The sequence below is a fragment of the Streptomyces sp. CMB-StM0423 genome, from assembly GCF_002847285.1.
Taxonomy (GTDB): domain Bacteria; phylum Actinomycetota; class Actinomycetes; order Streptomycetales; family Streptomycetaceae; genus Streptomyces.
Genome location: NZ_CP025407.1, coordinates 4228169 through 4243609 on the forward strand (window position 1 = coordinate 4228169; position 15441 = coordinate 4243609).

Below are 15441 nucleotides of genomic sequence, written 5' to 3' on the forward strand. Positions count from 1 at the left end.
CGGAGCACCCGCCCCCTACGCCGCGGCCGCCCCCGCCGTCCCCGGGCCGCCGCCCGACTCGCCGGCCGGGGCCGTCAGCGGGACCTCCCAGATCAGGGACGTCCCCCCGCCGCAGTCCCCCAGCCCCGGCCCGTACGTCGCCTGCCCGCCCAGTTCCTCCGCCCGGCGCTCGATGTTCCGCAGCCCGCTCCGCCGCCCGTCCTGCGGCAGCCCCCGCCCGTCGTCCGCCACCGTCAGCCGCACCGCGTCCCGCCCGTCCGGCAGCTCGGCCGTCGCATCGACCACCACCCCCACCTGCCCCGCCCCCGCGTGCCGCGACGCGTTCGACAGCCCCTCCCGCAGCGCCGCCAGCAGTTGCCGCGCGATCCGCTCGTCCACCCGCTCGTCCACCGCCCCCACGAAGCTGGTCGACGGCTGGAACCCCAGCGGCCCCGCCGCCGTCGCGACCTCCCGCAGCACCAGCGCCCGCAGCCCCGTCGGCGCCTGCGCCGGCTCCTGCTGCAGCGCGTAGATCGTGCCGCGGATCTCCTCGATCGTCAGCTCCAGCGCGTCGACCGCCGCGTCGATCCGCTGCCGCACCTCCGGCACCCGCTCCAGCCGCTTCGCCCCCTGCAACTGCATCCCCGTCGCGAACAGCCGCTGGATCACCAGGTCGTGCAGGTCCCGGGCGATCCGGTCGCGGTCCTCGTACACCGCCAGCCGCTCCCGGTCCCGCTGCACCTCCGACAGCATCAGCGCCAGCGCCGCCTGCCCCGCGAACTGCGTCGCCGACTGCTTCTCCGACTCCCGGTACAGCCGGGCCCCCGGCGCCCGCGGCAGCGACAGCGCACCGAGCACCTTCTTCCCGCTCCGCAGCGGCAGCATCATGCACGGCCCGAAGCGTTCCGCGCCGTCGCTCACCGCCCGCGGGTCGGCGGCGGCGTCGTCGAGGAAGACCTCCTTGCCGGCCAGCAGCGCCCGCACCGTCGGGCTGTACGACGGCAGCACCCGCCCCACGAGGTCGTCCACGCCCTCCCCGGCCACCGCCACGACCTCCAGCCACTCCGGCCCGGCAGCCCTGCCCCCACCGCCGGCACCACCCCGACCAGCCGCACCACCCGCATCACCAGCTCGTCCCACGTCACCCGTCACCTCGCCCCCCGACCGCGGCAGCAGCACCACCCCCGCCATCGCGTCCGCGAGCCCCCGCGCCTGCTCCGCGATCACCCCCAGCGCGTCCCGCGCGTCCGCGCTCGACAGCAGCGCGGTCGTCACGGCGTGCGCCCCGTCGATCCACCGCTCCCGCTGCCGCGTCTCCAGGTGCAGCCGCGCGTTGCCGATCGCGATGCCCGCCTCGGTGGCGATGATCCGGACGAGGTGCAGGTCGTCGTCGAGGAACCGGCCGCCGCCGCGCTTCTCCGACAGCACCAGGTCCCCGAAGTACCGCCCGTCCACGTCGATCGGCACCGTCAGCGTCGTGCCCGGCGCGTCCGGGATCGCGTCGAGCCGCGCCCGGTCCACCTCGTCCACGCCGTACGACGCGAACTCGTCGAGATCACCGCTCTGCTCATCGATCACCACGATCGACGCGTACCGCGCCCCCGCCAGCTCCGCCGCCGTCTGCGCGATCACGTCGAGCGTGGGGTGGAGCTGCAGCCCCGTGCCGATGGACCGCATGGCGGCCAGCAACTGCGTCACGCGCTCGGCCAGCTCGCTGGAGACCCCCTGGAGTCCGCGGGTGGCGCGGGCGGCGGCGTCCATGGAGTCGGCAGCGGTCATGTCCCGAGGGTAATAAGCGGCTCTCGGTGGGGAAAGTCGGGATTGTCGGTTGCGCCGGGTGTGCCCGGCGCGCCGCGGCCGTCGGCGGTCTCGTACGGGTACGGAGACGGGTGCGCCCGCTCCCGTAGCAGCGTGCGCCCGAACGGGCCGTCCGCGTCCGCCAGCTCCGCGTACGTCCCGCGCTGCACGACCCGGCCCCGCTCCAGCACCACGATCTCGTCCACCGCCTCCAGTCCCGTCAGCCGGTGCGTGATCAGCAGCGTGGTCCGGCCCTCGGTGGCGGCGAGGAGGTCGGCGGTCAGGGCGTCGGCGGTGGGCAGGTCGAGGTGCTCGGCGGGCTCGTCGAGGACGAGCACGGGGAAGTCGGCGAGGAGCGCGCGGGCCAGGGCGAGGCGCTGGCGCTGGCCGCCGGAGAGCCGGGCGCCGTGTTCGCCGACCGGGGTGTCGAGGCCGAGCGGCAGGGTCTCGACCCAGTCGAGGAGGCGGGCGGCGGCGAGGGCTTCGCGCAGGTCGTCGTCGGTGGCGTAGGTGCGGGCGAGGCGCAGGTTCTCGCGCAGGGTGCTGTCGAAGAGGTGGGCGTCCTGGGCGCAGAGGCCGACGAGGCGGCGTACGGCGTCGGGGTCGCAGTCGAGGGCGTCGGCGGTGCCCGCGTTGGAGAGCAGTGCTCTCGCGGGAGAGCGGCGCTCTGAGGAGCGGTGCTCCGAAGCGAGAGCGGTGCTCTCCGCCGCCCCGCCCAGCCGGTACGCACCCGCCACCGGATCCAGGAACCGCAGCAGCACGTGCGCCAGCGTCGTCTTCCCCGACCCCGACGCACCCACCACCGCGACCCGCCGCCCCCGCGTGAGCGCCAGATCCACCCCGTCCAGCGCGAGCCCGGCCTGCCCCGGATGCCGCGCCGACACCCCCGACAGCGTCACCGGGAACGGATCCGCAGGCGGCCGCCCCGTACCCGCCGCGGCCGGCGGCGGCGCGTCCAGGATCTCGTCCACGCGCGCCGCGCTCCGCCGCACCCGGGCCCGCTGCTGCAGCGCCAGCGGCATCCCGTTCACCGCCTCGAACGCCGCGAGGGTCCCCAGCACCACCACCCCCAGCCACACGCCGGGCAGCCGCCCCTCGTACACCGCCTGCGCCCCGGCCGCCGCCGCCCCCACCACCGTCAGCCCGCAGATCAGCGCCGACAGCCCCGCGCCCAGGGCGAGCGCCGCGGCGCTGCGGGCGGCGATACGGGTCAGCCGGCGGTCGGCGTCGCGGAGTGCGGCGAGACGGCGGGGCAGGGCGCCGGCGACGGCGAGTTCCGCCGTGCCGGTGAGGACGTCGACGACCTCCGTCGCGAGCGCCGCCCGCGCCGGCGCGAGCCGGGCCTCCGTCCGCCGGGCCGTCGCCACGGCCAGCAGCGGCACCCCGACGCCCGCCGCCAGCAGCCCGGCCGCGAGCACGGCGGCCGCCTCGGGCAGCAGCACGGCCGCCATCCCCACGGACCCCGCGCCGACCAGCGCGGCGGCGGAGACCGGCAGCAGCCAGCGCAGGTAGCGGTCCTGGAGCGTGTCGGTGTCCGCGACGAGCCGGGTCAGCAGGTCGCCGCGGCGGTGCGGGGCGAGGCCGGCGGGGGCGAGGCGTTCGAGCCGGGTGTACACGGCGACGCGGAGGTCCGCGAGGATCCGTAGCACGGCGTCGTGGGAGACGAGGCGCTCGGCGTAGCGGAAGACGGCGCGCCCGATACCGAACGCGCGGGTGGCCGTCACCGCGACCATGAGGTAAAGCACCGGCGGCTGTTCGGAGGCCCGGGAGATCAACCACCCCGAGACGCCCATGAGTCCCACCGCGGACGCGAGCGCCAGCGCGCCGAGCAGCGCGGCGAGCGCCAGCCGCCCGCGGGCGGTGGTGGTACGGAGCGCGCTGCCGCCCCGGGGCGACGCCTCCGGTTCGTACGACCCGCTGTCCTCCGCGTACGCACTCTCGCCACCCTGCTCCGGTACGGAACGGGCTGCCGGCGCGGCCGCCCCGGCCCGTACCGCGTGCGTCCCTGCGGCCACCGGCATACGGCCCTCCCCCAGCCGTACCACCCGGTCCGCCACCCCCAGCAGCGCCGGGCGGTGCGCCACGAGCAGCACCGTGCGGCCCCGGGCCAGCCGGGCGATCGCGGCGGTCACGGCGGCCTCGGTGTCGCCGTCGAGGGCGGCGGTCGGCTCGTCGAGGAGGACCACGGGCCGGTCGGCGAGGAACGCCCGTGCGAGCGCGACCCGTTGCCGCTGGCCGGCGGAGAGGCCCGCGCCCGCCTCGCCGAGGACGGCGGCCGGGTCGAGGTCGCCGGCGGCGGCGGCGCGGAGTGCCCGCGCGACCTCGGCGCCGGTGGCGTCGGGGCGGGGGAGGCGGACGTTGTCGGCGATGGTGCCGGCGAAGAGCGCGGGCCGCTGCGGTACCCAGGAGACTTGCGCGTGCCAGCTCGGCAGGTCCAGTTCGGCGAGGTCGCGCCCGCCGATGAGCACTCGGCCGGACGAGGGCCGTACGAGGCCCAGGAGCGCCGCGAGCAGCGTCGACTTGCCGCCGCCGGAGGGCCCGGTGAGCGCCACGGTCTCGCCGGGGCGGAGGGTGAGGTCCGTCCGCGGAAGGGAGTCCGCGGCCCGGCCTTCGTGCCGTACGACGAGACCGTCGAGGACGAGGCCGGCGTGGCGTGCGTCCGGGCAGGCTTCCCGGCAGGCGTTGTCGGTGGGGGCGCCTACCCTTGGGCGGGTGTGCGGGGTTGGGGTGGGGGTCGCGCTCGCAGTTGCGGTCGCGGTTGCGTCGGTCCGGGTTTCGCCGGGCTCGCCCCGTTCCAGGATCGCGAAGACCCTGTCCGCCGCCGCCAGGCCCTCTGCCGCGGCGTGGTAGTGCGTGCCGACCTGGCGCAGCGGCAGATACGCCTCCGGGGCCAGGATGAGCACGACCAGGCCGGTGTACAGGTCCAGTTCGCCGTGGACCAGCCGCATGCCGATGGTGACCGCGACCAGCGCCACCGAGATCGTCGCCAGCAACTCCAGCGCGAACGACGACAGGAAGGCGATCCGCAGCGTGCGCATCGTCGCGCGCCGGTAGTCGGCGGTGATGGTGCGGATGTTGTCGGCCTGGGCCTTCGCGCGGCCGAAGACCTTGAGCGTCGGCAGGCCCGAGACGACGTCGAGGAAGTGGGCGGAGAGCCGCGACAGGGTGCGCCACTGGCGGTCGGTGGCCGCCTGGGTGGCCCAGCCGATGAGCATCATGAAGACCGGGATCAGCGGCAGGGTGCCGGCGATGATCGCGGCGGAGACCCAGTCGTCGGTGACGATGCGCGCGAGTACGGCGGCGGGGACGACGACGGCGAGGCCGAGTTGGGGCAGGTAGCGGGCGAAGTAGGCGTCCAGGGCGTCGATGCCGCGGGTGGCGAGGGCGGCGAGTTCGCCGGTACGGAGTCCGTCCCCGGCGGTGCCGTCCGCGGCCCGCGCCTCCGTGCCGTCCGCGCCCGGCTTTTCGGGGCCGGCGGCGCCCGGCCCTTGCGGAGTACGGGATCCTCCGATCCGTACCGCCTCCGTCAGCAGCCGCATCCGCAGCTCCGACTTGACCGCCGCACTCGACCGGTGCGCGGCCAGCTCCGTCAGCCAGCTCACCACCGCCCGCCCCACGGCGACCGCCGCGAGGAGCAGCAGCGGCGTGCGCAGGTCGGCGGCCGACAGGCCGTCCTCGAAGGCACCGACGACGATCTCCGCCATCAGCACCGCCTGCGCGATGACCAGCCCCGCACCGGCCGCGCCCAGCGCGACCGTGGCGAGCAGGAACAGCCGGGTGGCGCGGGCGTAGCGGGCCAGGCGCGGGTCGACGGGCTTCATCTCACCGGCCCGCCCCGCCGGTTCCCGTCCCGCCGGTCCCCGTGCCGTCCGTACCCGCACGGTCCGTACCCGCCCCGCCCGCGGCAGGACCGTCCGTACCCGCACCGCCCGCGGCGACCGCCGCGTGCGCCTCCGGTGCGATGTGCTGCGTACCGATGCGCTTGCGGAACACCCAGTACGTCCACCCCTGGTACATCAGCACGACCGGTGTCGCGATCCCCGCGCACCACGTCATGATCTTCAACGTGTACGGCGTCGACGAGGCGTTCTCCGCCGTCAGGCTCCACGCCGGGTTCAGGCTCGACGGCATCACGTCCGGGTACAGCGCCAGGAACAGCGTCGCGACCGTGGCCACGATCGTCACCCCGGAGTAGAGGAACGACCATCCCTCCCGGCCCGCCGCCACCGCGCCGATCGCGCAGAACAGCGCCGCCACCGCCACGATCAGCGTCACCAGGCTCCGCCCGTCGCCGGTGTCCGCCTGGAGCCACAGCAGGAAGCCGAGCGCCAGCGCGGCGGTCGCCGTACCGAGGACGGTGGCCAGCCGGCGCGCCCGCATCCGGATGTCGCCGACGGTCTTCAGCGCCGTGAACACCGCGCCGTGGAAGGTGAAGAGGAAGAGCGTGACCAGCCCGCCGAGCAGCGCGAAGGGGTTGAGCAGGTCGAAGACGTCGCCGGCGTACTCCTTGTCGGGGCCGATCTGCACCCCGCGCACGATGTTGGCGAACGCCACACCCCACAGGAACGCGGGCAGCAGGGAGGCCCAGAAGATGGCGAGTTCCCAGTTGCGCTGCCAGTGCTCCTCGGCGCGCTTGGCCCGGTACTCGAAGGCCACGCCGCGGACGATGAGGCAGACGAGGATGAGGAGCAGGGGCAGGTAGAAGCCGGAGAAGAGGGTGGCGTACCAGTCGGGGAAGGCGGCGAAGGTGGCGCCGCCCGCGGTGAGCAGCCAGACCTCGTTGCCGTCCCAGACGGGGCCGATGGTGTTGATGAGCACGCGCCGCTCGGCGCGGTCGCGGGCCAGCACCCGGGTCAGGACGCCGACGCCGAAGTCGAAGCCCTCCAGGAAGAAGTAGCCGGTCCACAGGACGGCGATCAGGATGAACCAGACAGTGTGCAGTTCCATGGCGTGATCTCCCCCCTCAGTACGAGAAGGCCATGGGCCGGTCGGAGTCTTCGTGGTGGTGGCCGCCGATCTTCGTCGGCGGGTTGCGGTCGGAGTCGGTGAGTTCGGGGGGTCCCGCCTTCACGTACTTGATCATCAGCTTGGCCTCGATGACGGCGAGGGCCGCGTAGAGGAGGGTGTAGACGCTCAGCGAGGTGATGACCTCGCCCTGCGAGACGCCGGGGGAGACGGCGGAGGAGGTGGGCAGGACGCCGTAGACGACCCAGGGCTGGCGGCCCGTCTCGGTGAAGATCCAGCCCCAGGCGTTGGCGATGAGCGGGAAGAGGAGGGTGTAGAGGGCGAGGCGCCAGTACCAGTTGCCGAGGCGGGGGCTGAGCTCGCGGTCCTTGGTGAGGGCGAGTCTGGGGACGTCGTCCTCGCCGGTACGGAGCCGGCCGGCGAGCCAGAAGCGGCGGCGGGTGAGCCAGAGTCCGAGGGCACCGAGGGCGAGGGAGGACATCCCGAAGCCGATCATCCAGCGGAAACTCCAGTACGCGACGGGGATGTTGGGCCGGTAGTCGCCGAGGCCGAACTTGTCGTCGTACTTGTCCCTGAGCTCCTCGTTCGTGGGGTTGATGCCGGGGACCTCGTCGGAGAAGTTGTCGTGGGCGAGGAACGACAGCACGCCGGGGACCTCTATGGCGACCCTGTTGTGGCCCTTTTCGACGTCGCCGATGGCGAAGAGGGAGAAGGGCGCGGGCGCCTCGGTCTCCCAGAGGGCCTCGGCGGAGGCCATCTTCATCGGCTGCTGCTCGTACATGATCTTGCCGAGCCGGTCGCCGGTGAACGCGGTCAGCAGCCCGGCGACGACCATCGTCATCAGGCCCAGCCGCAGCGAGCTGCGCATGACGGCGACGTGCCGGCCGCGCATCAGGTGGTACGCGGCGATGCCGGCGACGAACGCGCCGCCGGTGAGGAAGGCCGCGGTGACGGTGTGGGAGAACTGCGCGACGGCGGTGTTCTGGGTGAGTACGTGCCAGAAGTCGGTCAGCTCGGCGCGGCCGGACTCCTCGTTTATGCGGTAGCCGACGGGGTGCTGCATCCAGGAGTTGGCGGCGAGGATGAAGTAGGCGGAGAGCACGGTGCCGACCGCGACCATCCAGATGCAGGCGAGGTGGATCTTCTGCGGCAGGCGGTCCCAGCCGAAGATCCAGAGGCCGATGAAGGTGGACTCGAAGAAGAAGGCGATGAGGGCTTCGAAGGCGAGGGGGGCGCCGAAGACGTCGCCGACGAAGCGGGAGTAGTCGGACCAGTTCATACCGAACTGGAACTCCTGCAGGATGCCGGTCACCACGCCCATGGCGATGTTGATGAGGAAGAGCTTGCCCCAGAACTTGGTCGCCCTGAGGTACTTCTCGTTGCCGGTGCGCACCCAGGCCGTCTGCAGTCCGGCGACGAGGGAGGAGAGGGAGATCGTCAGGGGGACGAAGAGGAAGTGGTAGACGGTGGTGATGCCGAACTGCCAGCGCGCCAGGGTCTCCGGGGCGAGTGCCAGATCCACGAGGGCTCCTCTCCGCGATCACGGGCACGGCTCTGACGATGATCCATGCGCCGGTCGGCCGGGTGGGGCCGTGGCGACATGGCATACGGGGGGAAACCCCTACGAACAGCGCCGCTCGTGAATGCGTTCACATTCACAAGCCTCAGTGTGGCACAGCGGTTCTCCGGCCTTCCAGGGGGGTCCCCTACGTCTCGTTTCGGCAGGTCCAGGGGGTCATGCGAGGCCGGTGCGAGAGCGGTGCTCGCACGGGAGGCGGTGCTCTCGGGGGTGGCCGGATACGGGGTGCGGGAGCGGTGCTCCGTACGGAGATCACTGCTCGCGCGGGCGATCACCGCTCTCCGGGGAGAGCGGTGCTCCGCGCGGAAAGCGGTGCTCCGGCGCGAGCGGGTGCTCTACGCCGAGATCAGTGCTCTCGTACGTGAGCGGTGCTCTCCGCCGTGGCGGGGGCGTGCACGTGGCGAGCGCCCCGGAGCGCTGCCACCGCCGGGCGCCGCTCCGTGACGAGAGCACTGCTCACCACTGCGAGCACCGCACCGGCCGCGCCCGGGGGCCACCCGCCCCCAGCCCCCGCCCTACAGCTCCTTCCGGAACTCCTCCGCCACCGCCAGCAGGATGTCGTTCGCCTCGCGTTCGCCCACCGACGCCCGGACGCCGTCGCCCGCGAACGGCCGGACCACCGCGCCCGCCGCCTCGCACGCCGCCGCGAAGTCCATGCTCCGCTCCCCCAGCCGCAGCCAGACGAAGTTCGCGTGCGTCTCCGGCACCGTCCAGCCCTGCGCCAGCAGCCCCTCCCGCACCCGCGTGCGCTCCCCGACCAGCGCCTCCACCCGCTCCAGCAGTGCGTCCTCGCTCCGCAGCGACGCGATCGCCGCCTCCTGCGCGATCTGGCTCACCCCGAACGGCACCGCCGTCTTCCGCAGCGCCGCCGCCACCGGCTCGTGCGCCACCGCGAAGCCGACCCGCAGGCCCGCAAGACCGTACGCCTTGCTGAAGGTGCGCAGCACGCACACGTTCGGCCGGTCCCGGTAGATTTCCAGCCCGTCCGGGATGCCTCCGTCCACGCCGTCGTCCCGGACGAACTGGCAGTACGCCTCGTCCAGCACCACCAGCACGTCCTCCGGCACCCGGTCGAGGAACCGCTCCAGCTCCCCGCGGCGCACCGCCGTGCCCGTCGGGTTGTTCGGCGTGCAGACGAAGATCAGCCGGGTGGCGTTCGTCACCGCGTCCGCCATCGCGTCCAGGTCGTGCCGCTCCTCCGCCGTCAGCGGAACCTGCACCGACCGCGCGCCCGAGATCTGCGTGATGATCGGGTACGCCTCGAACGACCGCCAGGCGTAGATCACCTCGTCCCCGGGACCGGCCGTCGCCTGCAGCAACTGCTGTGCCACGCCCACGGAACCGGTGCCCGTGGCGATGTGCCCGGGCGGCACGCCGAGGCGTTCGGCGAGTTCCGCGGTGAGCGCGGCGCACGCCATGTCGGGGTAGCGGTTGAAGCTCCCGGCCGCCGCGACCGCCGCCTCCAGCACGCCGGGCAGCGGCGGGTAGGGGTTCTCGTTCGAGGAGAGCTTGTACGCCGCCGCCCCCGGCCCCGCACCCGCGGAGCCCCCGGACCCCGATCGCGCCGCCGCCGGCTTCCCCGGCTTGTACGTCGGAATGCCCGCCAGCGCGGCCCGCAGCCGGGGCGTCTCACCAGCCCCGCCGGCCGCACCAGCCTCCGGAGTCTCAGCGGCCTCAGCAGCCCTGGGAGTCTTGTCGTTCGTCACCGCGGTCCTCCTCGACCGAGCCCGTACCCTGCCGTTACGCGCCGTTCCCGCCGGCCCGTTCCACCCGCCGCAGACGGGGCCGCACCCGTAGGGGGCGCATCCACCCTGGCGCGCACGGGTGGCGGACGCCATGGCGCGCATCACCCGTGAAGGTGACTGAGACCTCTTCGAGACCTTCGTACCATGGCAGGTGCCACCCAGCTTGCGCCATGGACCGATGGCCGACAATGGTGCAACCACTTGGCATTCCATGGTCGTTTGACCGTTGCGCTCCTGCAGAATCGTGCCTGTCAGTTACGGTTCGGATTCTCCCGCAATCGAGCCATCCGAGCCCTACTATCAGCTCGCGATGACAAGCCTGCCTGACTACGCGGCTTGCACGGGGGACCACGTACGTGCTGGAAGAAAGAAGGCGCATGACCGGCTCGATCCAACCGCAAGTGAGCCGGCCGCCCAGCCGCAAGCTGGCGCGGGCGGGCATCCGGGATGTCGCCGCCGCCGCGGGCGTCTCGATCACCACCGTCTCCGACGCGCTGAACGGGAAGGGCCGGCTGCCGGAAGCGACCCGCCGGCACGTCCGCGAGGTCGCCGACCGCCTCGGCTACCGGCCGTCGGCCGCCGCCCGCGCGTTGCGCACCGGCAAGTCCGGACTCATCGGCTTAACGGTGACGACCTACGGGGAAGAACCGTTCACCTTCACGGAGTTCGCGTACTTCGCCGAGATGGCCCGCGCCGCGACCTCGGCCGCCCTCGCCCGCGGGTACGCGCTGGTGATCCTCCCCGCGACCTCGCGGCACGACGTGTGGTCCAACGTGGCCCTCGACGGCACCGTGGTCATCGACCCGGCGGAGGGCGACCCCGTCGTCAGCGAGATCGTCCGGCAGGGCATCCCCGTCGTCAGCGACGGCCGCCCCGGCGGCTCCCTGCCCGTCACCGCCTGGGTCGACAACGACCACCAGGCCGCCGTCCTCGACCTGCTCGACCACCTCGCCGAGGCCGGCGCCCGCCGCATCGGGCTGCTCACCGGCACGAGCACGGACACCTACACCCGGCTGTCCACCACCGCGTACCTCACCTGGTGCGAGCGCGTCGGACAGGATCCGGTGTACGAGTCCTACCCCGCCCACGACCCCCGTGCGGGCGCCGTCGCCGCCGACCGGCTGCTCGCCCGCCCGGACCGCCCGGACGCCGTCTACGGCCTCTTCGACCCCAACGGCACCGACCTCCTCGCCGCCACCCGCCGCTACGGCCTGCGGGTGCCCGACGACCTGATGCTCGTCTGCTGCAGCGAGTCCCCGGGCTACGCCTCCACCGACCCGCCCATCACCACGCTGTCCCTGAAGCCGCGCCGCATCGGCACCGCGGTCGTCCAGCTCCTGATCGACGCCATCGAGGGAGTCGACGCGGGCCGGCCCATCGAGCAGGTCATACCGACGGATCTGATCGTGCGGGCGTCCTCGCAGCGCCGCCCGCCGCGTACGGTCGTCAGCGCCCCGCGCCGCCCGGCGTAGCGGGGTGCCCCGGCCGTACGACCCGGCCCGCGCGGCGGCCGTACGCCATGGCCGTACGACCCGGCTCACCCCCGGACTCGTACGGCCGCCCGCACCCCTGCCACGCACCGCCGCCGTACACCCCCTTCGCCACGCGCCGCGCCGCGCGCCGGGCAACGCCCCCTTCGCCACGCGCCGGGGGCCGCCCCGCCGCGCTCACCCCGCCACGGACCCGCCCGCGCCCCGTGCCGTACGACAACTCATGACCCCCGCCGGACCCCACCCCGCCCTCCCCCACGCCGGTCGTGCCCCGTTTGCCCGGTTCTGGCGGTCCGGAGGGCGCCGTCTTCCGCAGCCGGAGCCAATTGGCGGCCCCTGGTACCGCACAAGGCGCGACAGGCATTTCTATGATGGGCGCACGCACACCGCGGATCTCCTCCACCAGCACGGGGGAGCGGCACCTGGTCCCACGGCGGCCGGGTCGTGTCCCGGTGGCAGAACGGCTAGGCGGTGGAGGGGTTCGATGCAACAGGGGGCCGGTCAGACGCCGGGGCTGCGGACCACGGCTGGGGTGCCCGCCGGGGCGGCGCCTCCCGTCCCCGCGGCACCGGCCGCCGGTGACGCCTTCGGGCACGCCGACGACGGGTACACCCCGACCCAGGCCGACCTGCCGGTGATCAGGCGCGGCGAGAGCGGCGGCTACGGCCCGCTGTACGTCGTCGGCGACGTCCACGGCTATCTCGACGAGCTGCGCGCCGCCCTGCGCGCCCAGGGCATCATCGACGAGGCCGACCGCTGGATCGCCGGGAACACCCGCGTGTGGTTCCTCGGCGACTTCACCGACCGCGGCCCCGACGGCATCGGCGTCATCGACCTCGTCATGCGGCTGTCCGCCGAGGCCGCGGCCGCCGGCGGCTACTGCAAGGCGCTCATGGGCAACCACGAGCTGCTGCTGCTCGGCGCCAAGCGCTTCGGCGACACGCCGGTCAACTCCGGTGCCGGCACCGCCTCCTTCCAGGCCGCCTGGCTCCTCAACGGCGGCCAGCGCACCGACATGGAGCGGCTGGAGGACGTCCACCTGCAGTGGATGGCGCGCCTCGACGCCATCCACGAGGAGGACGACCACCTCCTGGTGCACTCCGACACCACCGCGTACCTCGACTACGGCGACTCCATCGAGGGCGTCAACGACACCATCCACGACATCCTGGCCCGCTCGGACGCGGACGAGGTATGGGATCTCTTCCGCAAGTTCACCAAGCGTTTCGCCTTCCGTGACGAGGAGACGGGACCCTCGGCGGTACGGGAACTGCTGGGCCGGTACGGCGGCGAGCGGCTGGTGCACGGGCACAGCCCGATCCCGTATCTGCTCGGGGAAGTGCCCAGCGAGGACACCGATCCCGAGGAGCGCGGCGCCTCCGTGCAGGGGCCGCACATCTACGCAGACGACCTGGCCATCGCCATGGACGGGGGGGTCACCATGGCCGGAAAACTGCTTGTCGTGCGACTTCCGCTGGTCGGGCGGTAGCGCGCGTCCGCCCGGCGTGCTCTAATACGGAACCTCCTTTTCTGAAAAGACACTTATCCGCCATACGCGAAGCGCTCTACCATCGGTAATAGGCTCTGCCGCCCAGGGCCTAGCGCCGCAGGCACGCTCCGTCCCCGTTTGCCTTGTTGCCTGCCCATCCGGGGGAGCACAAGCACATGACCAGTGCGTCGCATCTGCTGACCGAGGACCGCCCGGAGTTCGAGCGGCTCCTCGATACCGCGCTGCACAATGCCGAGTTCACGGTCGGCGCCGGCCGCGGGCGGCCGCTCAACCCCGAGCAGCTCCGCACCCGGGCCCTCGGTGCCACGGCGGAGATTTCCGCGAGCGCGTCGGCCGAATACGAGCGGTATGTAGGGCTGCGCACGGAGTTGCGCCGGCCCTCGTCGGGCGGCGGGACGCTGGGCGGTCCCGACGGTATCCGCTTCTCCGGCGCGCGGGGCGGCGCCCAGGGCGACAACTCCAGTGCGGGGGTGGCCGCGGCGGCGGCGGTACTGGTGCCGGTGCTGGCCGGTACGGCGGCGGTGATCTTCCTTCTCGTCGGCTATCTGCTGCACTTGATGGACCCCGAGCCGTCCGTGGCCTCCTCGATGCGCCAGGCGGGCTGGATCTTCGCGATCCTCGCGGCCGCCGCCATCGTCATCTCGATGGTCGCGCTGCTGCTGACGGCGGTGCGCAACGGCTCGACGTCCATCAGGGCGGCGGCCAGCCGGGATCTGACCGAGCAGGTCGACCGCGCCCGCGAGGAGTGGCGCGCGGCGCTGCTCGAACGCGGCATCCAGCCCTTCATCGAGCAGGCCCTCGCCGGCGGCGCCGAGGGCGGCGGTCCCGACGCCGGCGGCCCGGACGCGGGACCCGAGGGCGGTGGCCCCGGGGGCGGCGGTGCGTACCCCGCGGTGCGTACCGACCCGACCGCCACCCGCACCCCGCGGCTGGGCTACTCGCGCCCGGCGTTCTCCAGCCCCGACGACGGCCAGTCGAAGGACGGACCGAGCTATTCGAGCCCCGACTTCACCAGCCCCGACTACGGCGGCCCGGAGCACGACCCCGACTGACCCCGGACTTGATCCGGCGCGGCACGGCTCCGGGTGCGGCGCGAGTAATCGTTTGTCCGCGGGCATGCGCACGTCCTAGCCTCACGCCATGTCCCGGCTGCACATCTTCGACATGGACGGCACCCTGCTGCACGGCTCCTCCGCGAACATCGAGCTGGCGCGGCAACTGGACCTGGTCGCGGAGTTCCAGGCGCTGGACGCGGCGTTCGGCTCCGGCGAGATCGACACGTACGACTACGCCGAGCACGCCCACGGCATGTGGAGCAGCCTCACGCCCGAGATCCTGGGCCGCGCGTTCGCGGGCGCGCCGTGGCTCGCGGGGATCCGCGAGGTATGGGCGGACATCACCGACCGCGGGGAGCACTGCGCGGTCATCTCCCTGGCGCCCGGGTTCTTCGTCGAACGGCTGCTGGAGTGGGGGGTGCACGCGGCGCACGGGTCGCGGTTCCCGGCGCTGCCGTTCCGCGAGCCGGTCGACATGGCGGGCATCCTGGGGCCGCCCGACAAGGTGCGGATCGCGGATCTGCTCTGCGCGGAGTACGGGTTGACGCGGGCGGACTGCGTGGCGTACGGGGACTCCATGTCGGACACCGACCTCTTCGCGGTGGTGCCGCGGTCGGTCGCTGTCAACGCCGACCATCATGTGAGCGGCCTCGCCTCGCACGCGTACAGCGGCCGGGACCTGCGGGAGGCGTACGCGCTGACGCGTACCGGCGGGGTGACGGGCCGCTAGCCGAAGTCGTCGGCGAGGACGGCGAGGACGCCCTCGATGTTCGTGCGCAGATAGGCGCGCAGACTGGGCGGTACGACGTCGACGGAGTCGACGCCTTCGCGGGTGAAGGGGATGCGCACCGTCTCGTACTCGCCGCAGGGCTCGTCGACTTCGGGGCCGTGGCGCCTGGCCGGGTCCATGGACGCCAGCCGGCAGGCGAAGAAGTGCTGGACCTTCACGCCCCGTCCGTCCTCGGGGACGGTGTCGACGAAGACGGGGACGACGCCGGTGACGCGGGCGCCCAGCTCCTCGTCGACCTCGCGGTGCAGCGCGGCGACGACGGAGGTGTCGGCGGGCTCGACCCCGCCGCCGGGGGTGATCCAGTAGGGCTCGCGGCCCGGCTTGGTGCGCTTGATGAGCAGCATCTCGTCGCCGTCCAGGAGGACGGCGCGGGCGGTGCGCTTGACCACGGGCCGGTGGGACACGGTCATGGGGTGTATGTGGCACGCGGGGCGGCGGTCGAAACCCGCGGCCGCCGGAGGAATGCGGCGGAGCGGTGCGTACGGCGGGAGCACCCCCGTCCCGCCGCGCCGGGCGCGCGCGGGGCGCGGG

10 protein-coding genes are annotated in these 15441 nt (G+C 73.5%); 4 read left to right on the forward strand and 6 right to left on the reverse strand.

Annotated features, from left to right (window positions below; genetic code table 11):
• Positions 1-15: 15 nt before the first annotated feature.
• From CXR04_RS18375 to hisC, 5 genes are all read right to left on the reverse strand, one after another.
• Complete coding sequence (locus CXR04_RS18375) at positions 16-1758, reverse strand: sensor histidine kinase (protein ID WP_199850483.1); 1743 nt, start codon at positions 1756-1758, stop codon at positions 16-18.
• A complete protein-coding gene (cydD, locus tag CXR04_RS18380) occupies positions 1755-5597 on the reverse strand; it encodes a thiol reductant ABC exporter subunit CydD (protein ID WP_101426457.1) in 3843 nt (1280 codons plus the stop codon). The genes CXR04_RS18375 and cydD overlap by 4 nt, the downstream gene beginning before the upstream one ends.
• A 1-nt stretch (position 5598) precedes the next feature.
• Positions 5599-6723, reverse strand: a complete 1125-nt coding sequence (gene cydB / locus CXR04_RS18385; protein ID WP_101423469.1) for a cytochrome d ubiquinol oxidase subunit II — start codon at positions 6721-6723, stop codon at positions 5599-5601.
• A 16-nt stretch (positions 6724-6739) separates the two neighbouring features.
• Entirely contained in the window at positions 6740-8263 is a 1524-nt protein-coding gene (locus tag CXR04_RS18390) for a cytochrome ubiquinol oxidase subunit I (RefSeq protein WP_101423470.1), read from the reverse strand.
• A 572-nt stretch (positions 8264-8835) separates the two neighbouring features.
• Positions 8836-9939, reverse strand: coding sequence for a histidinol-phosphate transaminase (gene hisC, locus CXR04_RS18395; RefSeq protein ID WP_101426458.1), 1104 nt, complete (start codon positions 9937-9939; stop codon positions 8836-8838).
• Positions 9940-10442: 503 nt separating this feature from the next.
• Between hisC and CXR04_RS18400 the strand changes: the two genes are divergently transcribed.
• The 4 genes from CXR04_RS18400 to CXR04_RS18415 all read left to right on the forward strand — a co-directional run bounded on the left by CXR04_RS18400 (position 10443) and on the right by CXR04_RS18415 (position 14850).
• Entirely contained in the window at positions 10443-11537 is a 1095-nt protein-coding gene (locus CXR04_RS18400; RefSeq protein WP_101423471.1) for a LacI family DNA-binding transcriptional regulator, read from the forward strand.
• Between the two features lie 502 nt (positions 11538-12039).
• Positions 12040-13044 carry a metallophosphoesterase gene (locus tag CXR04_RS18405; RefSeq protein WP_199850484.1) on the forward strand — a complete coding sequence of 335 codons (1005 nt, stop codon included), beginning with the start codon at positions 12040-12042 and terminating at the stop codon, positions 13042-13044.
• 176 nt (positions 13045-13220) lie between these two features.
• Positions 13221-14117 (forward strand): hypothetical protein, encoded by an 897-nt coding sequence (locus tag CXR04_RS18410; protein WP_101423473.1) that lies wholly within the window; start codon positions 13221-13223, stop codon positions 14115-14117.
• An 88-nt stretch (positions 14118-14205) separates the two neighbouring features.
• Positions 14206-14850, forward strand: coding sequence for an HAD family hydrolase (locus CXR04_RS18415; RefSeq protein ID WP_101423474.1), 645 nt, complete (start codon positions 14206-14208; stop codon positions 14848-14850).
• On the opposite strand, the gene CXR04_RS18420 is transcribed toward CXR04_RS18415, so the two are convergent.
• Positions 14847-15320, reverse strand: a complete 474-nt coding sequence (locus tag CXR04_RS18420) for an NUDIX hydrolase (RefSeq protein ID WP_101423475.1) — start codon at positions 15318-15320, stop codon at positions 14847-14849. The two genes, CXR04_RS18415 and CXR04_RS18420, sit on opposite strands and share 4 nt — an antisense overlap.
• Positions 15321-15441 lie beyond the last annotated feature (121 nt).

Excerpts from the sequence above, each read along its gene's own strand:
- CXR04_RS18375 (WP_199850483.1), bottom strand. The coding sequence starts at position 1,758 with ATGACCGCTGCCGACTCCATGGACGCCGCCGCCCGCGCCACCCGCGGA.
- cydD (WP_101426457.1), bottom strand. The coding sequence starts at position 5,597 with ATGAAGCCCGTCGACCCGCGCCTGGCCCGCTACGCCCGCGCCACCCGG.
- cydB (WP_101423469.1), bottom strand. The coding sequence starts at position 6,723 with ATGGAACTGCACACTGTCTGGTTCATCCTGATCGCCGTCCTGTGGACC.
- CXR04_RS18400 (WP_101423471.1), top strand. The coding sequence starts at position 10,443 with ATGACCGGCTCGATCCAACCGCAAGTGAGCCGGCCGCCCAGCCGCAAG.
- CXR04_RS18405 (WP_199850484.1), top strand. The coding sequence starts at position 12,040 with ATGCAACAGGGGGCCGGTCAGACGCCGGGGCTGCGGACCACGGCTGGG.
- CXR04_RS18410 (WP_101423473.1), top strand. The coding sequence starts at position 13,221 with ATGACCAGTGCGTCGCATCTGCTGACCGAGGACCGCCCGGAGTTCGAG.
- CXR04_RS18415 (WP_101423474.1), top strand. The coding sequence starts at position 14,206 with ATGTCCCGGCTGCACATCTTCGACATGGACGGCACCCTGCTGCACGGC.
- CXR04_RS18420 (WP_101423475.1), bottom strand. The coding sequence starts at position 15,320 with ATGACCGTGTCCCACCGGCCCGTGGTCAAGCGCACCGCCCGCGCCGTC.